The sequence below is a fragment of the Candidatus Nitronauta litoralis genome, from assembly GCA_015698285.1.
Classification (GTDB): Bacteria; Nitrospinota; Nitrospinia; order Nitrospinales; family Nitrospinaceae; genus Nitronauta; species Nitronauta litoralis.
The window spans coordinates 192,601-212,659 of the sequence record CP048685.1; the positions used below are offsets into that span (position 1 = coordinate 192,601).

Consider the following 20,059-nt stretch of genomic DNA (forward strand, 5'->3'; position numbering starts at 1 on the left):
TGATCTGCATCATGGGGCCCGGCCAAGGGTGAGTACCTCCACCCACCGGGCTCCCCCTTTTTTGAGTATCCGGGACACCTCGCTTACAGTTGCCCCAGTTGTCATCACGTCGTCGACTAATAATACTCTGCGGTCCTCGATCGAATTGGCATCCTGTATTTCAAACGCACCGCGCATGTTTTCTATTCTCTTGTTCCGGCTCATTCTGGTTTGTGACTCCGTGTCACGATTTCGTGTTACGACACCTGCGTCTAACGGTAAATTGAAAACAGCAGCCACTTCCCGGGCCAACATTACCGCCTGGTCAAATCCCCGGGACCGGCATTTGTTTTGATGAAGTGGCACGGGAACAACGATTAAGTCATTGTAGATTTCAGAATGATCAGAATAAAAGGTCGTTAACAGATTGCGTATTTCATCCAGGGCTCCAGGCTGCTTTTGATATTTATAGAAAGCCATCAGCCCTTTAAAAGCGGATTCATACATAACCACGGAACGAGCCCTGTCAAAAGGCGGCTGTTCCAATCGACATCGGGCACATATAAAGTTGTCTTCAGGAACCGAGTAATCAATTTCTGCAGGGAAGCCGCAAACACCGCACCAGGGCTGCCGGATTAAATGAAGGGCTTCCTGGCAGGGACCGCAAAGGCAGGCCCCAGCACCCTGTCGGTCCAATCCGCAAAACACACAAGGACGAGGAAACAACAGGTTTAAAAAGCCTTCTTTTAAAGAAGCCAAACTTTTTAGGTTTTCAAATCGGGTTATAATGGATCCCACTCGATTCTCCCGAGCAAAATATTCCGGTGCAGTATATCGAATTTAATAACATCTGTTTTTAAAGACCAACATGGCCACGAATTTTTCAGTAAAAAAATTATCCGACCAACACCTGCTGGGAAACTATAAGCGGTTTCCCATTGCCATTTCCAAAGGGAAAGGCATGTACGTCTGGGATGAGTCCGGCAACAAATACCTCGACTTTGTGGCAGGCATCGCGGTAGACAGCCTGGGCCATTGCCACCCCGAAGTTGTCAAGGCAATCAAAAAACAAGTCGGGACACTCATGCATGTGTCCAACCTGTATCATATCCCGCCCCAGGCTGAACTGGCGCGGGAGCTCACTCGTTCATGTTTTGCCGACAAAGCTTTTTTCTGTAACAGCGGCACAGAAGCGAACGAAGCGGCTATCAAACTCGCCCGCAAAGTGATGTTCGATCGGGGCCAGAAAAAACGAATAGAAATCGTCACCACTCTCGCTTCTTTTCATGGAAGAACTCTCGGGGCTCTCAGTGCTACCGGGCAGGAAAAAATGAAAGTTGGCTTCGGCCCCATGCTCCCCGGCTTCAAGCATGTTCCTTTTGCTGACATAAAGGCAATGGAAAAAGCCATCACCTCGAAAACCTGCGCCGTGATGATCGAACCGTTACAAGGCGAAACTGGAGTCAACACCGCCAGCAAAAGTTATTTCCAGAACCTGAGAAAACTTTGCAACAAAAAAAAGGTGCTGCTTATCCTGGATGAGGTGCAAACTGGAATGGGGAGAACAGGCCAACTGTTTGCTCACCAGGGAATGAAAATAAAACCCGACATCATGACATTAGCCAAGGGGCTTGGTGGCGGTATGCCGATTGGAGCCATGCTCACGACAGATGAACTGGGGGCCTCTCTTGGACCCGGAACCCATGGAACCACTTTTGGAGGCAACCCTTTGGCCTGTGCCGCCGCTTTAGCCGTCACGAAAATTGTTTCCTCCAAAACATTTCTCAAACAGGTTAGCAGCAAAGGCGACTTTTTTCAGGACGAACTAAAGAAACTGGGGAAACGCTATCCTGTCATCAAACAAATCAGGGGGGAGGGATTAATGATCGGCGTGGATCTCACACTGCCCTCACCTGCAATAGCCGGGGAATGCCTTAAACACAAAGCACTTGTCAATGCGATCGCACCAAACACCTTACGGTTTATTCCCCCCTTGATTGTTACACGTCAGGATATTTCAAAACTAATCACTATCCTTGAAAAAAGTATTTCAAAAGTAATGAAAGAGACCGGCTCCAGTTAACGATTGGTAACAGTATGGTATTGAAAAATATTCTCCAAAAACTCAATGTTAATTTTGTGGTCCTGGCCCCTGCAGTGCTCGCGTTTGCACTTACTTTGCTCTCTCCACTTCCATCTTTCGCCCAGGAAGATCAGCCAGACACATCCCAGGAAGAGCCTTCGGCCTCAAGTTCGAGTAAAAATATCCAGTCCATTCTATTGCTACTGTCTAATCAATCAGAAGCCACCTGGAAAGAGCTGGAAGAATTAAGCCGATTGCCAGCCACCAAACGGATACAGGAGAAAAAGGAAGAGCTTCTTTTAAGACTCGATGGTATCAATAAAAATTTTGAGAACATTGCAACACGCATGCAGACCGACGATCTGAATGCCGCTAAAGAAGGCGACAAGGAATGGTTCGATCAGATTCAAGCCATAACCAAACCTTTGCTGGATGCCTTGAGCGATGTCACGGCCAAACCCCGCAGGATCGAACGCCTGAAGAAAAAAATAGAAACGCTGTCTAACCGACTGCACCAGGTAGAGGCCGCCCGCAAGAACATCCAATCGCTTCTGGCCGCCAATGCAAATGATAAAGATCGCTCCCCTGAACAAATCCAGGCTTATCAACAACACCTCCAGAAGCTCAAAAAGAAGTATGACCCGGAGTTGGTGCGTTTAAACCTAAAAGAAACCCAACGCGCCCTCCGAATTGAAACCGCCAACACCGCCCCCTTGATGGACACGGCCACAACAGCGATTCAGCAGTTTTTTAAATCGCGAGGCCGGAACCTTCTCATCACCATCGCTGTTTTCCTGGGGCTCTGGTGGATTTTGATGCGTTTCCGGGTTTTGTTCTCCGGGAAAAAAAATATTCTCAATATTCCACCCTGGATGAACAAGGTCCTGATGACCATTTACAGCATTCTGGTTTTGCTATTCTGCATCATCTCCAGTATGGTCACGCTTTACATCCTGAATGACTGGCTGCTTCTTAGTATCGTCATTCTTTTTCTAATCGCGGTCGCATGGGCTTCCCGCCAGCTCATTCCAAGAATGTTCCAGGAAGTACGCCTTGCCATGAACCTTGGTACTGTAAAAGAGCACGAACGGCTGATCTGGAATGGTGTACCCTGGCTGGTGGAAAGTATTGGTCTGCAAGCAACATTGACCAATGACAGCCTGCAGGGAGGCATGGTGCAGCTTCCTGTCGGAGACCTTGTTGGGCTGCATTCACGCCCCGTGGTTGACGACGAACCCTGGTTCCCGACAATACCGGATGACTGGGTTTTACTTGCAGACAATACCTACGGACAAATCGAAACACAGACAATGGAACAAGTGATCCTGACTCTCAAAGGTGATACCCGAAAAACCTATACGACCCAGGAATTTCTATCCCTCACCCCGCGAAATATTTCCCGAGGATTTCGGTATGAAATAGAATTCGGACTCGACTACAGCCTGCAATCAAAAATTTGTAGCGAAATTCCTGAAATATTTCAAAATGGATTACGCAAACATTTGGCTTCGCATTTGGAAACGGACAAACCCGACATAAAAAACATTGAAATCGCTTTTGACCACGCCAGCGGAAGCTCTCTCATCCTAAAGTTCCTGATAGATCTGGACGGTCGGCTGGGCGGACAATACGTAGAAATTCTCAACAAAATTCAAAACACGCTGGTCATCATCTGCAACGAAAACGATCTCAAGATTCCGGTCTCTCAATTGGCATTAAACCTTCCTGAAAATTCAGACAAAAATCTTCCAGGTATTTCCTAAACAACGTGATTCGTTTTGAACTGATAAAAAAGCACAAGCACTCCCGTGCGCGACTGGGAAAGCTCATCACGCCTCACGGCGAGATTGACACACCCATTTTTATGCCCGTCGGAACCCAGGCTACCGTTAAGGCACTCACTCCCCGTGAAGTCAAAGACTGTGGTGCCCAGATCATCCTGGGCAACACCTATCACCTGTATTTACGACCGGGACACAACACGGTTCGCAAACTCGGCGGCCTTCATCAGTTCATGAACTGGGCAGGTCCCATACTTACAGACAGTGGCGGATTCCAGGTGTTCAGCCTCAACACTCTTGCGAAGATTAATGAAGAGGGAGCCACTTTCAAATCACACCTCGATGGGTCTTCCCATCTGTTAACCCCGGAACTCTCTATCGAAATCCAGCAATCTCTTGGGTCAGACATTGCCATGGTGCTGGATGAACCTGCACCGCACGATGCAGACTTAAAAGTCGCGCGTGATTCGCTGGAACGTTCAGCGCGATGGGCAAAACGCTGCAAAGAAGTTCCTCAACGGGAAGGCCAGTCCTTGTTCGGAATTGTCCAGGGTGGTATGCACCCTGAACTCCGGCGTGAAAGTGTGGAACGAACCGTTGAAGTCGGTTTTCCCGGTTACGCAATCGGTGGATTGAGCGTTGGCGAAGAAAAGTCAATCATGCTGGAAATGGCGGAATTCACTGCTCCCCTCCTCCCAGAAAATGCCCCGCGTTACCTGATGGGAGTAGGACCACCGGACGATTTGATGGCCTGCACTCTCATGGGCATCGACATGTTTGATTGCGTGATGCCCACACGCAACGCGAGAAACGGAACCTTGTTCACCTCGCAGGGGAAAGTGAATATCAGAAACGCCATCCACAAGGAAGACGCGAGCCCACTGGATCCGGAATGCGCCTGCGAAACCTGCCAGAATTATTCACGGGCCTATCTGCGTCATTTGTTCATGGCCGATGAAATTCTGGCATATCGGCTCAACACTCTGCACAACGTAGCCTTTTTCCTGAACTGGATGGAACGTATTCGGGAGGCCATCAGAGAAGACAGGCCCATAGACTGGCGTTACCCGCAGGAAATAAAAAATCCGATTTGACATTGTTTTTCCAACAGAGGTAATCTGAAAAAAGAATAGGAAATTCAATGAAGCAGAAATTTTCAAAAATTAACCTGTCCTTTGCCTTAATGGCAATTGTCGTAATTGGAAGCCTTCTCCTGCCCGGTGTTTCTACCGCGATGGCTTCAATGGACTTCTCTGATTGCCAACAACAGGTTTCGTGCAAAATCTGTGTCGCCGCTGTTATTCCAGAAATACAGGGGACAGAAAAAATCTTTCCTGAACTGATTCCCCTGAAAATTGTCGTACAGGAAATGGAAGTACTCCCCATCCAACCCGCCTCCCCGCCTCCCAAAGCCTGACCTCTTTCCTGTTTTTCATCACCCACAGGTAAAAATTCAAGTGCACTATTGGCATGCTCTTCTAAGCGATTGGTTTTTGCATAAGAAGTAACAGCCAAGCTGTTTGATGTGGAATCTTTTTGCCTGCAAAATCCAAAAAAAACGGAGCAGCCGTTATGAAAGGTCTGTGACGTCGTGCGCATTGTTGTCAATGTGCCCTTTAATGAGGTCAGTTATGAATTTCTTTATACGATCATCTGTTTTGAGCCTGGTTTGCTACCTTTTACTGATTTCCCCAACACAGGCCCGAACTGTCTCTTACCACCTCACAATTGATTACAAGAAAATAAATATCTCAGGACAACCGGTTCAAGCCATGTCCATCAATCAGAAAATTCCCGGTCCCACTCTACGGTTTAAGGAAGGTGATTTTGCCATTATCAGCATCCAAAATAATATGAAAGTATCCACTTCTATTCACTGGCATGGTGTTCTGCTTCCCAACCGTCAGGACGGAGTCCCGTTTGTGAACAATCCACCGATTGAGCCGGGGCAAAGGGTAAATTTTAAATTTCCGATCAAACAATCGGGCACTTACTGGTTTCACTCCCATTCCAGTTTGCAGGAACAGCAAGGAATCTATGGCTCTATTGTGATCACACCTAAAGAAGGTGAAACATTGAAAACGGATCACGATCAGGTCATCGTATTGTCTGACTGGACAAATGAAAACCCGGAAGAAGTAATGCGTACCCTGAAAAGCGGCAACGAATACTACAGCTTTAAAAAAAACACACTTCAGTCTGTTTGGGGTGCCATGCAAAAGGGAGCTGTGAGCAACTTCCTCAAACGAAGCTGGAGTCGAATGCCTGCCATGGACCTTTCTGATGTGGCCTACGAACGGTTTCTGGCGAATGGCAAACCTGAGTATACGATTCCGGCGCAACCCGGTGAGACCATCCGGTTGCGACTGGTAAATGCGGCGGCGGCTTCCTATTTCTACCTGCAGTATGCGGGAGGTCCCATGCAAGTGGTTGCCGCTGATGGTATTGAAGTCAAACCCGTTCAGCTCAACCGCTTCCTGATGGCCATTGCCGAAACCTACGATGTAATCCTGACCGTTCCCGAAAACGGTGCCTACGAGTTTCGGGCTACAGCACAGGATGGAAGCGGGTTCGCCTCCGTATTCATTGGAAATGGAAAGCGTAAACAGACAACGGATGTCCCCAAACCGGACTTCTACCGGGTGCTGATGTCGGGAGGAAACATGAACCATTCAAAAATGGTCACTCCAATGAACAAGTCACATGCTTTAATGGACAAGCGTCCAATGGCACCTTATGACCAACTTCAGTCAAAAACGTCAACAACCCCTTCCCGCAAAAGGCCTCTGAGAAAAGTGGTTCTCAATCTGACCGGGGACATGGACCGATTCGTCTGGTCCATGAACGGAGAGATCCTTTCTGCTGACAACGACATCCGCATCCGACATGGAGAAAATATCCGCTTTATTATCCACAACAAAACCATGATGCACCATCCCATGCACTTGCACGGTCATTTCTTCCGCGTCATCAACGGAAAAGGTGACAGGGCACCTCTGAAACACACCATCGACGTACCACCCGGTGGAACGCGAATCATCGAGTTTGAAGGGGATGAATACGAGGACTGGTTTTTCCACTGCCACGTGCTTTACCACGCCAAGGCAGGCATGGCACGGGTGGTTCGTTATCAAGACAAACCTCTTGATGCCGACATCGAAGCGATTCGTCACCAGCTTTTCAAAGACCCGTGGTTTTTCTGGATCAATGCCACGGCGCAATCGCACATGACAGACGGAATAGCCGTCGCCAGCAATACCTACAATATATTCAGTGTGACCTGGGAAACCGGTTGGCAGAACACCCTTGGGACCGATTTCGATATTGAACTAACTTACGATCGATACTTCAACCGGTTTTTCACTATATTCAGCGGGGTCAATCTGACCGATGACAATGTAATGGGATTTCTTGGTTTACGCTATCTTCTACCTTTTAATTTCTGGAGTGCATTGCGTATAGACCACAAAGGTGATTTTCGAATCACACTGGAGCAATCGGTTCAATTGACCCCCAGAGTCGAGTTGTTCGGAGATTTCGAATACGACACAGAAACAGAGGAGGAATGGGTCGCTGGGACAAATGTTCGCCTGGGAAAAAACCTGTTTCTGGTCGGGCAATACCACTCAGACTTTGGCGGAGGTGGGGGATTACGTTTTCGGTTTTGAGTCTCAAACACAATGTGTCACCATCAATCAAGGCCCATTGTTAACCAGATATCATCAATATGCGCATATCACAGACTTTTTATTCTTTCACATTCTTGTTTCGCATATTCAATAGTTTTATCGATTCCAGAAAGGCCATCTAATGCTTCCTTTGCCTTTTCATTTTTTGGGTTCAGCCGTAAAGCCTCCCTCAATGCTGAAACTGCATCTTCAAATCTCTCTTCATTTCGAAACATCAAACCCACACTCAAGTATTTCATATCTGGGTTTACCCAACTACCTTCGCAATCGATAGACTGTTCAAAACATTCTCTGGCTTTTATATATTTACCCATTTTAGCAAGGCATTCTCCCCGTCTAAAAAAAACCCAATCTTCAACAAAACCCTGACATAAAATTGTTTTCTCAAACCATTTATCCGCTTCAGAGAGACTGCCAAAATCCATACATAGCTCAGCCATGGTTGAATATATCGTTTTTTGTTCTGCGCCATCGGAATATTCCAATGCCATATTCAGAGCCTTTCTCCCTTCTCTTCCCATGCCGACATTAATCATACAAACTCCCATTCGCTCCCATATTTTAGGGTTTTTTGGAATTTGTTTTTGATATTCCCTAAGGGTTTCCAGTGCACAAAAATACCATTCCTTCTTTATATACTCGTCGGCCAAATCAAATTTGGATTTAACTGCATCCTTTGTTTTAAACTTCTGATTCTTTAACTCAAAATTAATCAGACTTTCAACATCGTTTAATAACCTATTGGTTCTTTTGACCTCTGGATCTATAGAGTAGGATCTTTTAATAAATTCCAGCCCCCTTTCATAATCTCCTTTAATGCAGCAAATATTTGCCAAATTAAACAATGCTTCATCTTTATCACATTCTCCGGAAATATCCTTTAATGAGTTCTCATAACACTCTTTGGCTCGTTCAAAATCCCCCAACATTGACAAATTGGAGCCTTTTAAAATCCAACAAGTACCAGCAACAGGGGAATTCTCTTTTATCGTTAAATCATACCAATGATCTGCTTCCAACCTTTGGTTGGTTTCAGAGTATAACTTTCCTAGTATTGCATAAGCAGGCCAGTGAATTCCTGCAAAATTGAATTCTAAGGATTTAATAAAAGCATTGATCGCCTCTTGAACTAGACCAACATTATTTAAATAAAAACCGTAATTAAACCAATAACCATCTATATCAGAAACGTAGGGTTGAATTTCTCGCATCATAATAATGGCATGATATTCTCTGCCAGGGATTTCTCCGGTCTTTGTTGCCTTAGAATAAAACTGGGAGACCTCTTCTTTTATTTTGGAAAATGGCATTATAGGATCTTAGCGTTTATATTCTAAAAATATCTGCCTATATCTATATATTGTAAGCCCCTACTCCTCCCGAGCAGAAGAATTTTCTTCCAGCCCCGGGTCTTCGAGAATTCCGCGGATTTTGAAATCGGCAATTACATAACCTGATCGTTCAGGAAGCGCCTTCTGGAATGCTGACTTCAATTGAGGAACACGCTCTTTATCCAAAATATCCAAAAGACGATTGAACGCTTCTTCAGGAAAATACAATGTGAGATTCAGCCCCGCTTTTTGGTATTGAAAATTGTAACCGGATTTCAACGGAGCCACCCGCTGCGGCTTGTACTCCACATGGCCCTGGGGCATCAGGTCGCCAACCTCCTGCCAACCGGCACCTCCCTCTGCCAACAATCGTTTCACGGTAAACAACAGGGCCTGGCCATCCATTAATTCATAGGTGTAGCTGCGTTTTTGGTTCATTAATTTCTCTATTTTTAAATTTTCAATCCTGTTCCTGGTTTACTGGAATTGCACGTAAAGCAAGAAACAAAGGAATTTCCTGCCTCGCCCTGTTTTCCGCTTTGGCACGTTTGCCCGGTTCACTGGTTTTGCCCGAGGTCCATTCTTCCAGCCTGTCGACTGCAAAGCCCGCACTTGCCAGGGACTCAAAATAAGATTGCAGAGGTCGGTGATAGGTCGTTGTGTGACCCCGAGCACCATTCTTCGGAGGCGTCACTATTGGAATTTCTGTCTCCGAGGAATAAAGGTCTACACGCCGGTACTGTGTTTTTTTTATTTCATCAAACTCCCAATGGGATTGCCGGGGTATACGAAAACATGGGTGCGTGGCAACCATGACAAAACGTCCCGAGGGTTTGAGCCAACGCTTGATGTTTTTCAATACCGGGTCCAGATGCTCAATATTCTGCATCGCCAGGAGGCAGGACACCGCATCGAAAGAATCACCTTTCAGGGCTTTCGGGTCCCCTGCATCAGCATGATGGAACGAAATCGATTTTGGGGAACGTCTCCGGGCAGCGTCGATCAAGGCTGATGATACATCCAGACCTTCCACCTTGTGTCCTCGATCATTGAGATACCGGCAGAAAACCCCTTGTCCACAAGCCACATCCAGGACCTTTTCATTTTTCTTGAGATCCAGAAGTTTCAGGGCTCCCGGAAGAACAAGCGACTGCTGATACTCGCTTCCCTGCATGCCGACCAGCGCATCGTACCAGCGCGCAGCCTGATCCCAGGCCGCATTACCCTCCCGCGCCTTGTTTGCAGAGGGCACTGTTTTTTTCGGGCCAGATTTACGGTGTTCTTTTCGTTTGGATGTTTTCTTTAAATTGGGCAAGTTTTTTTAGTGAGCTCTGGTCTCGGCCTTGAGGCGGATTCACAAATTGCTTATAATTCCAATATCATAGCTGGCCGCTATGTTGCGGCTTCCTGAAAGTCGTCAAGACCCAGCATTCCTCAAAATTCAGAGGCCAGCAAGCCACCCGAAACTCTGTTCCTTTCAACCCTCAATAACGGGAGGCTTCATCTTACCACACGAGGTCAGACCATGAAATGTTCCCGCCCCTTTGCATGGAAGTTCCGACAAACGACTTTTGCTTTGCTTTTTATCCTGCTTTTCGCAGGTTGCAGTATGCTCCCGAAAGACCACGAAAAGGATTTTGAAAGTCTGGACCGTATCATGAAACTCTACAACAACGAGTTTGAATCCCGGTCTGACAGGGCTGGAGCCATGTGGGTGGAACACAACATGAAAGCGGAATACCTCACTCAGGTAAAAGAAATTTTCAACCGGATTAGTTTTGTGGACAGCCAGGTGCTCAATGTTGTATTCAAAAAAAGCGGAGCCCTTGTCCAGAACACCGGTGGAAATCCTGCAGGTGATTTTGACGAGGCGATTGTTGCCATCCGCTACGAATACGTCATGTCTCCCAGCGTTTCAGTGAAAACAAAAGTGGTCAAACAGCGCTGGGTTATGAAATCGGATGGAGTATGGAACCTGATTCCCAACCTGAGTGTGTTCAGCGAATAACCCATTTTTAAATTTCTAACGGAATATTCTGGTCCAGTGAGATGGAAGAGGCGGTCACTTTACAATTGATCCCGAATAGTTTTACACCCGCTTTTTGTGCACGTCTCAATGCCTCACCGAATTTTGGGTCTATCGGGTCATTTGAGGTAATCGACCGGGTATCGCTGCGCTGAGACACAAACAACACCACCGCTCCAAATCCCTTTTGTTTCAGCTGAATCAATTCCTCAACGTGTTTACGGCCGCGTTCGGTCGGGGCATCGGGGAACTTTCCAACAGTCTCCTCGACAAGGCTCACCGACTTAACTTCAACGTAAGTTTCCTTCCCTCCCTGTTCCAGGCAAAAGTCGAACCGGCTTCCTCCGTGCTTGACTTCGGACGCAAAGGAATCGAATTCACCAAAACAGCCTATTTTATTTCGTGTCAATCCATCCTTAACCAGAGTGTTTGCGAATACAGGATACACACTGACCCAGATACGACCATGCCGCACCAGTGCCAGGGTGTATTGTGTTTTTCGGGTTTCGCTTGGTTTGTGGATCAAACGGACTTTGCGTTGGGGAATCATCAGTCCCGGCAGGCGCCCCGGATCCGGGACATGCGCGAGGGTTTCCTCGCCATCGATTTCAACCCGCGCCAGGTATCGATTGGGACGCTCTAGAAACACACCGTCCACAATGGTGTCGCCGAATTTCATTGGGAAATTATGCGGAAGGTAGAAGAAACAAAAGAAAGGGAGTCAGTGCCCGCCGTGTCCATCGGAATGGGTCGGCAGGTTTTCAGTTTTTTCGATATGAAGGACGTGCTTGGCAACCGGTTCGACACGGTCCACCACCACACTGGGAAATAATCCAAGAAACACCACCAGGATACAGGCAGGAATCAGCAAACCCTGCTCACGACGGTCGATGTCCTTCATGTCTTTTGGCAGCTTGATAGTGGACTCCTGCATGGCTCCCTGAAACATATAAAGCATATAAACAGAAGCAAAGACAATGGCGAGCCCAGCACCAAGAACGAACAGGACAGCCATATCGCTTAAGGCATGCGAAGTCCAGACTCCCATCAGGATTAAAAACTCCCCAACAAAACCGTTCAACCCGGGCAGACCAAGAGCTGCAAGCGTGATCAACATAAACATGGCGTAAAGCATGGGCATATGTTTCTTGAGACCGCAAAACTGGTCGAGGTTGCGTGTTCCAACCCGCTCTTCCAGCATTCCGACAATCAGAAACAGGGCTGATGCGATAATTCCGTGGTTGACCATTTGCAGGACACTTCCACTCATCCCCTGATCGTTGCCGGAAAAAATACCCAGCACAATGAAACCCAGATGACTGATACTTGAATAGGCTACCAGCGCCTTGATATCACGCTGCGCTACTGCAATCCAGGCTCCGTAAATAATACCTCCAGCCGCCATGGCCCCGATCCACAATGAGAAATCATGTACGGCTTCTGGAAACAGTGGAAGACAGAAACGGATCAGGCCATAGGCCCCCGTCTTCGACATCGCACCGGTCAATAAAACCAGTACCGGGATGGGGCACGCCACGTATGTGTGAGGCAGCCAGCTATGGAACGGGAAGATAGGAACCTTGATAGCAAACGCCAGGAAGAAAAATCCGAACAGGTACCATTGAATATCAGTCGGTATATGGGTGTGCACCAGAGTCTGGATGTCAAAGGTCACCACATGGGTTGCTTCATAATGGATTACTGTGATCCAGACAATTGCAACCAGCATGAGAAGACTACCTACCAGGGTGTAGATCACAAATTTGGTGGTAGCGTACACCCGGTTTTCTTCTCCCCACAACCCGATCAGGAAGTAGGTAGGCACCAGCATCAATTCCCAGAAAACGTAGAACAGGATTGTGTCCAGAGCGACGAATACACCCAGAGTCCCGGCAAGCAGCATGAGGATCAATGCCAGAAACTGCTGGGGATTCTGCTTCTGATTACGGGCACTGTTGATGGCCAGGATTCCCAGGAACGCCGTCAGTACAACCAGCCACAGACTGATACCATCAGCACCAACCGTGTAGGTGATGCCGAGCATGGGCACCCAGACAATGGACGCTACATACTGCATGTCGCCGTGATGAAAGTCGTATCCCACTAACGCTATCAACGAGAGCACAAAAGCGGTGCCCGCAGAACCGTAAGCTATACGGACGACCTTATCGTGCTCCAAACCGCGCATAAAAATAAGCACAAGACCTGCGATCAATGGAATGAATACTATCAGAGACAACATGAAACTGTTTGAGCTCCTGTTATAGGAAAATCACAAAAATCAGCACCAGAATGAGCCCGGCAACTGTATTGAAGGCATACCAGCGAACCTTACCCGACTGCAGAAAACTGATTTGCTGACTACCTTCGCGGACCTGATCCCCAACCATATCCACTGCCATGTCGATGCCTTCGCGTTCAGCACGCTGTTCCAGAAATTTTCCGATCACACGCATCGGCTTGGCCAGGAGCAGGTCATACAACTCGTCCACATAAAATTTGTTGTACATCAGATCGTAAAGGGGTGCTCCCATCGTCTTGGCGAATTCGAGATTATTTTTGCCCGTCTGGTAAAGACCAACAGCCGAAACAATCCCAAGCAAGGAAATTGTTATGGCAGCCGCTTCCATCAAGCCATCATGAGGTGCGTGTGGCACATCCCCACCGAACACCGGTGCCAGAAACCCGTCCACCCAGCCTGCCATGGGTCCCGCAACAAGTGAAAGACCGGCTAGGATAATCAGAGGCCCCACCATCACCATTGGGGATTCATGTGGATGTGCATCGGGCGTGCGTGATTTGCCAAGGAACGTATAAAAGAAAAGTCGAAACGTGTAAAAGCCCGTCATCCCTGCACCCAGGATGGCAAGTCCCCAGAAAACAAAATTGCCATAGTCGGAAAAGTAGGAATGCATGATGATGGCATCTTTACTATAGAAACCTGCCGTCAGCGGAAAAGCCGAGAGCGCCAGCGAGGCAATCAGGAATGTCGCAAATGTCATCGGCATGGGTTGTGCCAGGCCGCCCATTTTGCGGATGTCCTGCTCTTCGTGCATGGAATGGATCACGCTTCCCGCTCCAAGAAACAGGCACGCTTTGAAAAATGCATGCGTCATGAGGTGGAACATGCCAACGGAAAATACGCCGACACCCACTGCGAGAAACATATAACCCAGCTGACTCATCGTGGAATAGGCGATGACCCGTTTAATGTCGTATTGCACCATCCCCATGGCCCCGGCAAACAGGGCGGTGATAACACCAACCGACGCAATCAGAAACAGGGTATAAGGTGCCAGCATGTAAAGGACATTACAGCGGGCAACGAGGTAAACTCCCGCGGTAACCATGGTAGCCGCATGAATCAGTGCACTGACAGGGGTCGGACCTTCCATCGCGTCCGGCAGCCAGGTATGCAGAGGAATCTGAGCCGACTTGGCAAAAGCTCCGACCAGCAGGAAAAATGTGATCAAAAGAATGGTCACATCGTTTTCCATGAATTTTGATGGAGCTGCGGCAAAAACTTCCAGGTACGAAATGCTGCCAAAATTCTCGAAAATTATGAAGGCAGCGATCACCATACCCACATCACCGATCACGTTCATGACGAACGCCTTACGGGCTGCAAGGACAGCGCTTGTTTTATGAGTCCAGAAACCGATCAACAGGTAGGAAGCCAGTCCCACCATTGCCCAGCCAACAATCAGGAAAAAGAAATCCGCCGCCAGTACCAACAGGGCCATCGAAAAAATAAAAAGATTCAGGTATGAGAAGAACCGCGCATACTCCGGGTCATCCTTCATATAGCCCATGGAATACACATGGATCAGAAACCCGACACCCGTAATGATAATCAACATGAACACGGAAAGGGGGTCCACCAGAATGGCCAGATCCAGCTTGAACGATTCCATATGAAGCCAGTTATAGGCCACCTGCAGGTTGCCAACTCGTTCTGCCGGGTTCTTAACCAGTAATCCCGCCAGCATTAAAAGCGTTACCAGGAAGGACGCCCCAACCGTGGCGCAACCGATAAGACCTGCCAGGGTTTTGGGCAAGCGATCCCCGTACCAGGACAGGAAAATAAACCCGAGCATGGGAAGGATTAGAATGAGCCAGGCGAGGGAGAACAAAGATTATCCTTTCAACACGTCGATCTGATCGACGTTGAGTTCGTGCCGGGTCCGGAATATGGTCAGGATGATCGCAAGCCCTACCACCACTTCGGCCGCAGCGACCGTCATGATAATGAGTGCAAAAACCTGGCCGTCCATGGCTTGTAAAAATTTCGAATACGCCACCAAAACCAGATTGACAGCATTCAACATCAACTCAACACACATGAACATCACGAGCGGGTTCTTTCGGATAAGAAAGCCCACCGCCCCGATGGAGAATATGGAAGCGCTCACGAACAGGATAAACGTTGTGCCCATGTTACCTCGTGTTCCGACGAATCGGTTTTACTTGAAATTTGGCAAGGCAGATAACCCCCACCGTCGCGACCAACAGAAGAATCGACGCCAGCTCGAAGGGAATCAAATGCTTTGAAAACAGGGTCAGGCCGATAGCCTTGGCACTGCCAATCTGTTCCAGTTTTTCAGGGGTCATTTCACCCAGAACCGGCCTGGTCTCTCCAACCGCCAGGGTCATCAACAATTCACAAAACAAGGTTCCAACAAAAGACCCTGCAAGAAATTTTTCAAAGGTGATATCGGTCAGTTTCAAGTCTTCTTTTTTTGCGCCAAGCAAAGCGATGATAAAGAGGAACAGGATCATCACGGCTCCGGCATAAACCACCACTTGCACTGCAGCGATGAACTCTGCGTTATAAAGCAGAAAAAGAAGCGCAAGACATACCATGTGTCCGATCAGATAAAGGGCACTGTATATTGGTGAAGAACACATCACCACTCCAAGTGCAGCCAGGATCGCCGTCATGCCCACACCGAGGGTCAATCCCTGGTTGAACAGATCAAAAACCATCCCAGGTTCCCACTCAGCGTTCCAGTATTTTTCAAATAAATCGAACATTAATTGCCCAACACTCCAAAAAGTTTTTTAACAGCACACCGTTGTTTTCATTTAGTCAGGACTTCATCACTTCCGTGTTGCCGAGAAAGTTTACACGGAACCGGTTCGGTTCCGGATACACCAGAAGATCATCCTTCTCTGCTATGTAATTTCCTCGATCGTAGTCGGCCAGTTCATAATGCTCGCGCAGAACCACCGCATCTACCGGGCAGGCTTCCTCGCAATATCCGCAATAGATGCAACGCAGCAGATTGATCTCGTAAGTCTCTGCATAACGCTCTCCGGCGGAGGTCGGGTTTTTCGGATCGTTTTCAGCAGCCACAACGTGAATGCAGCCAACCGGACAATTCACCGAACACAGGCTGCACCCAATACAGCGTTCCAACCCGTTTTCGTCGCGGTTTAAAAAATGCCGACCCCGATAACGCGTAGGCATTTCCCGTTTCACTTCCGGATAACAAATGGTGACCGGCTTGGACACCATATTCCGGAAAGTAACGCCCAGTCCCTTTAACAGATTCTTGGCACCACTCATCACGGCGTTAATCATATTGTCACCTCAAATAAGGCCCATGGCCTTGAGAGTTCCATAAACAAGCATGTTCGCCAGCGCCAACGGCAGCATGAATTTCCAGCCGAAGGTCATCAGGCGATCGTACCGAATGCGCGGAAAAGTCGCCCTGATCCAGATGAATACACAAAGCAGGATAAAAACCTTGCCGACAAACCAGATAATCGGTACATCCAGAAACGCCACCGGAGCGTGCCAGCCGCCGAGAAACAACACAGCGATCAATCCGCTCATGGTGATCATGTTGATGTATTCGCCCATGAAAAACATGGAAAACTTCATGCCGGAATATTCAGTAAAAAACCCGGCGACCAGTTCCTGCTCCGCTTCGGGTAAATCAAAGGGAGCCCGATTGGTTTCCGCCAGTCCGGCAACAAAAAACAACAGAAACGTCAAAGGCTGATACCAGATGTTCCAGCCTTCAATATTGCCCTGCTGGCTGACAATTTCAGCCAGGTTAAGCGACCCGGTCATGATCACAACGCTGAGCGCTGCCAGACCAAGAGTCAATTCGTAACTGATCATCTGCGCGGATGACCGCAGCCCACCTATCAACGAATATTTATTGTTGGAGGAAAGCCCCGCCATCACGATGCCGTATGTGCCCATCGACGACATGGCGAGAAACAGTAAAATTCCAATGTTCGTGTTCGATCCCCACAACCCGATTTGCTGGTCCCCAATCGTAATAGCCTCCCCAAAAGGAATTACGGAAAAGGTCACAATCGAGGTGAACACCACAATCGATGGAGCAAGATGAAACAAAAACTTATCGGCTGAACTTTGAATGATTGATTCCTTGAACAACAGTTTCAGAGAATCCGCGATCAACTGACCAAGACCCAGTGGCCCAACGCGGTTGGGACCCAGCCTGACCTGAAACCGACCAAGCAAACGTCTTTCCAACCAGACAAGCAGAGGCACACAAGACATCACGGCCACCGCGACAACCGCTGCCTTGACCACTCCAATAATCAGGAACCAGTAAGGATCCAACCAATCAAACATTCAACAAAGCTTTCGTAATACAACGGTTTTTAGCAAGACAACTCGCCATCCTGACTAGGATGGCGCATGCCATTAAATATTCTTTCTACCTGCTTACAGTCACCAGGGTCGGCCCCTCGGGATTGACCAGGCTTTGAAGGTTTTGCTCATCAGAAACCCAGGGCATGACCACAGCCCCCGGATTACATTTGCCAGACACTGCGACCCGCACCTCAACCGCAACCCCATTGGAAGAGACATTGGCGTGGTCGCCTTCTTTAAAACCCAGCTTTCCTGCATCATCCGGATGCATGTGGACAGTAGAAGCAAGAAAATGATGGGCCAGGGATGACTCTGCATCGAGAATCTTGTCATGGCGGAACAAATAGTTCGCTACACGCAGCACCAGATTGTCTTCAGTTGCACCCATTGTTGCCGGTTCCGTTGCTTGCCCCCCACTATCGGCAATACCCTCCCGCACCTTACCTGTTTTGCGCAAAGTCTTGCGGGCAAGTCCGGCATAGGCGGGTACCTTTTCAGAAATTTCTTTCAGAACGGCAGCCGCATCTTTGTAATCTGTCTCCTGGCCCAATGCCCTTAACATGCGGTTGAGGATGCGCACATCCTGCGGAGTTTCACGAGGCAGACTTTTCGCACGCAATTGAACCCGGCCCCCGATGTTGGTCGTTGTCCCTTCATCAGAACCCGGCCCATTGGATGGCAGTACATAATCCGCCAGCTCAGTGGTTTCCGTATTCATCATGTCGTGAACCACGAGCAGATCGAGTTTCTTTAATGCCGCTTTCACCCTGGCACCACCTGGAAAATTGATCACCGGATTACAACGGTGAATCACAAGCGCTTTGAGCTGCCCCGATTCCGCGCGATCCAGCATCTCCTGCGCCGAGAGTCCCGGTTCCAGAGGAGTCTCTTCACCGAACCGCTCTTTAATAGTGGCCGCATCACTTAAGGGGAGTCCACCCGGATAAAAACCAGGCAACACACCCATATCCATGGCACCCAGAGCGTTGGTAGCGGGTGATGCCGGCATAGCAAGACAATCGACTCCATCCTGCGCATCGAGTGTCGCAAGCAAACCCTTCATCACAGCAGCACCATTGCTACTCAATGCAGCAGGGTTGTAGACCACTACTACTTTGCCAGCTCCTTTTATTTTTTCAGCAAGACCGGAAAGCTGATCCGAACTGACTCCGGTTGAGCCTTCGACATCACTCCCACCCTGCCCCTGAACTGCCTGGCCCAGTGCATGAAGCACTTGTGGATCGGAACCCACGTTGTATTGAACTCGCGTCGTTGCGAATCGATCCAGTACCGTTTTCTGATCGTTGACAATTGCCAACGGAACATCGAGTCGCGTCACTGCTTTTTTGATCCGAAGTTCAAGGATTGGAAGCTCTTCCGTTGGATCACTGGCCACCAGCAAAACCAGACCAGCGGTTTCAATGTCGAGCAGATCTGCATGCTTCACCGGCAGTCCGGGTGTATCGGCATGGGTTTTGTGGTCGATATTATTGGTACCGAGCCCCTGTCGGAACAATTTTTGGTACAGGTACAGCTCTTCGTTGAGCGCATAAGGCGAACCTATGTAGCCCACCGACTGAGGTCCGTGCTCCTCTACAATCTTTTTTAGAGACTCCGCAATTTCATCCGCCGCCTCAAACACTTTGGGAGCATCCGACTGGCCACTTTTCCTGGCTTCTGCAATCCGGTTCTTGCTACGGGTGAACTCATAACCCCAGCGACCCTTGTCACAAATCCAGCCGTCATCAACGGCATTATTGGCATCCTGCTGACTGGTCACACGCCGCATTTCGTTGACCCGCGTGCCTATGATCATATTGCAGTTACACGCGCAATGACCGCAGGTGGTTTCGGAATTTTTAAGATCCCAGGACCGTGCAGAGAAACGAAAGTCAGTATTGGTTAAAGCGCCCACCGGACAGATGTCGATCACGTTGCCGGAAAAACGCGTATCGTATGGTCGGTCATTAAAAGTGGAAACTGTGTTACGGAATCCGCGGTTGAGCATCACCAGCGCCTGGTCTTTTTCGATAATGTCGCTGTAGCGGGTACAGCGTTGACAGGCGATACAGCGTTCGCGGTCGATAGTGATGACCGGACTGAGCGGCGTCGCCTTATCCCGGTTGAACCGGTCGTACTCCATGCGTGTTTCCGGCGGACCAAACTTGAACGTGTTGTCCTGCAGGGGACATTCGCCACCCTTGTCACACACGGGACAATCGAGTGGATGGTTGAGCAAAGTGAATTCCAGCACACCCTTCTGTGCTTTATCAACCTTCTCCGTTGTGGTTTTGACCACCATGCCCTCGCCCACTTCCAGAGTGCAGGCCGTCATCATCTTGGGCATTTTCTCTACTTCGACAAGACACATGCGGCAGCAACCGAATGGACCGAGCTTTTCGTGGTAACAAAAAACCGGTATTTCAATGTCGACCTTTTTTGCCGCATCCACCACCACTGTTCCCTTGGGAACTGTAACGGACTGGCCGTCAATGGTCAGCGTGACAGTTTTCACTTCAGTTTCAGTACTCATATT

Annotated in this window: 18 protein-coding genes; 5 read left to right on the forward strand and 13 right to left on the reverse strand. The window is 48.6% G+C overall.

Features of this window, described 5'->3' with window-relative positions; translation table 11 throughout:
* Positions 1-9 precede the first annotated feature (9 nt).
* Positions 10-777, reverse strand: a complete 768-nt coding sequence (locus G3M70_00840; GenBank protein ID QPJ60512.1) for a ComF family protein — start codon at positions 775-777, stop codon at positions 10-12.
* Between the two features lie 70 nt (positions 778-847).
* On the opposite strand from G3M70_00840, the gene G3M70_00845 reads away from it, so the two are divergent.
* From G3M70_00845 to tgt, 3 genes are read left to right on the forward strand one after another with little or no spacing between them, the layout of a single operon-like run.
* Positions 848-2,062: an acetylornithine transaminase gene (locus G3M70_00845; protein QPJ60513.1), complete on the forward strand. Its 1,215-nt coding sequence runs from the start codon at positions 848-850 to the stop codon at positions 2,060-2,062.
* Positions 2,063-2,076: 14 nt separating this feature from the next.
* Positions 2,077-3,825, forward strand: coding sequence for a hypothetical protein (locus G3M70_00850; GenBank protein QPJ60514.1), 1,749 nt, complete (start codon positions 2,077-2,079; stop codon positions 3,823-3,825).
* A gap of 5 nt (positions 3,826-3,830) precedes the next feature.
* A complete protein-coding gene (gene tgt / locus G3M70_00855; protein QPJ60515.1) occupies positions 3,831-4,937 on the forward strand; it encodes a tRNA guanosine(34) transglycosylase Tgt in 1,107 nt (368 codons plus the stop codon).
* On the opposite strand, the gene G3M70_00860 is transcribed toward tgt, so the two are convergent.
* On the reverse strand, positions 4,879-5,451 hold the full coding sequence (locus G3M70_00860; protein QPJ60516.1) for a hypothetical protein: 573 nt from the start codon (positions 5,449-5,451) through the stop codon (positions 4,879-4,881). The two genes, tgt and G3M70_00860, sit on opposite strands and share 59 nt — an antisense overlap.
* Positions 5,452-5,474: 23 nt before the next feature.
* On the opposite strand from G3M70_00860, the gene G3M70_00865 reads away from it, so the two are divergent.
* Positions 5,475-7,511 (forward strand): multicopper oxidase domain-containing protein, encoded by a 2,037-nt coding sequence (locus G3M70_00865; protein ID QPJ60517.1) that lies wholly within the window; start codon positions 5,475-5,477, stop codon positions 7,509-7,511.
* Between the two features lie 68 nt (positions 7,512-7,579).
* Here the strand turns inward: G3M70_00865 and G3M70_00870 are convergent, their stop codons facing one another.
* From G3M70_00870 to G3M70_00880, 3 genes are read right to left on the reverse strand one after another with little or no spacing between them, the layout of a single operon-like run.
* Entirely contained in the window at positions 7,580-8,842 is a 1,263-nt protein-coding gene (locus tag G3M70_00870) for a tetratricopeptide repeat protein (protein ID QPJ60518.1), read from the reverse strand.
* 60 nt (positions 8,843-8,902) lie between these two features.
* Positions 8,903-9,301 carry a hypothetical protein gene (locus G3M70_00875; GenBank protein ID QPJ60519.1) on the reverse strand — a complete coding sequence of 133 codons (399 nt, stop codon included), beginning with the start codon at positions 9,299-9,301 and terminating at the stop codon, positions 8,903-8,905.
* A gap of 22 nt (positions 9,302-9,323) precedes the next feature.
* Positions 9,324-10,037 carry a class I SAM-dependent methyltransferase gene (locus G3M70_00880; protein ID QPJ63660.1) on the reverse strand — a complete coding sequence of 238 codons (714 nt, stop codon included), beginning with the start codon at positions 10,035-10,037 and terminating at the stop codon, positions 9,324-9,326.
* Positions 10,038-10,388: 351 nt separating this feature from the next.
* On the opposite strand from G3M70_00880, the gene G3M70_00885 reads away from it, so the two are divergent.
* Positions 10,389-10,871 (forward strand): hypothetical protein, encoded by a 483-nt coding sequence (locus tag G3M70_00885; GenBank protein QPJ60520.1) that lies wholly within the window; start codon positions 10,389-10,391, stop codon positions 10,869-10,871.
* A gap of 7 nt (positions 10,872-10,878) precedes the next feature.
* Here G3M70_00885 and sfsA read toward each other — a convergent pair whose 3' ends face one another.
* The 8 genes from sfsA to G3M70_00925 all read right to left on the reverse strand — a co-directional run bounded on the left by sfsA (position 10,879) and on the right by G3M70_00925 (position 20,056).
* The gene (gene sfsA, locus G3M70_00890; protein QPJ60521.1) at positions 10,879-11,568 is read right to left on the reverse strand and encodes a DNA/RNA nuclease SfsA; all 690 of its coding nucleotides are present in this window, start codon (positions 11,566-11,568) and stop codon (positions 10,879-10,881) included.
* A gap of 42 nt (positions 11,569-11,610) precedes the next feature.
* Positions 11,611-13,131 (reverse strand): NADH-quinone oxidoreductase subunit M, encoded by a 1,521-nt coding sequence (locus G3M70_00895; protein ID QPJ60522.1) that lies wholly within the window; start codon positions 13,129-13,131, stop codon positions 11,611-11,613.
* Positions 13,132-13,150: 19 nt separating this feature from the next.
* Positions 13,151-15,022 carry an NADH-quinone oxidoreductase subunit L gene (nuoL, locus tag G3M70_00900; protein ID QPJ60523.1) on the reverse strand — a complete coding sequence of 624 codons (1,872 nt, stop codon included), beginning with the start codon at positions 15,020-15,022 and terminating at the stop codon, positions 13,151-13,153.
* A 3-nt stretch (positions 15,023-15,025) separates the two neighbouring features.
* Complete coding sequence (gene nuoK, locus G3M70_00905; GenBank protein QPJ60524.1) at positions 15,026-15,325, reverse strand: NADH-quinone oxidoreductase subunit NuoK; 300 nt, start codon at positions 15,323-15,325, stop codon at positions 15,026-15,028.
* A gap of 1 nt (position 15,326) precedes the next feature.
* On the reverse strand, positions 15,327-15,875 hold the full coding sequence (locus G3M70_00910) for an NADH-quinone oxidoreductase subunit J (GenBank protein QPJ63661.1): 549 nt from the start codon (positions 15,873-15,875) through the stop codon (positions 15,327-15,329).
* Between the two features lie 103 nt (positions 15,876-15,978).
* Positions 15,979-16,458, reverse strand: coding sequence for an NADH-quinone oxidoreductase subunit I (locus G3M70_00915; GenBank protein ID QPJ63662.1), 480 nt, complete (start codon positions 16,456-16,458; stop codon positions 15,979-15,981).
* A gap of 24 nt (positions 16,459-16,482) precedes the next feature.
* Positions 16,483-17,502 (reverse strand): NADH-quinone oxidoreductase subunit NuoH, encoded by a 1,020-nt coding sequence (gene nuoH / locus G3M70_00920; GenBank protein ID QPJ60525.1) that lies wholly within the window; start codon positions 17,500-17,502, stop codon positions 16,483-16,485.
* An 85-nt stretch (positions 17,503-17,587) separates the two neighbouring features.
* Positions 17,588-20,056 carry a molybdopterin-dependent oxidoreductase gene (locus G3M70_00925; GenBank protein QPJ60526.1) on the reverse strand — a complete coding sequence of 823 codons (2,469 nt, stop codon included), beginning with the start codon at positions 20,054-20,056 and terminating at the stop codon, positions 17,588-17,590.
* Positions 20,057-20,059 lie beyond the last annotated feature (3 nt).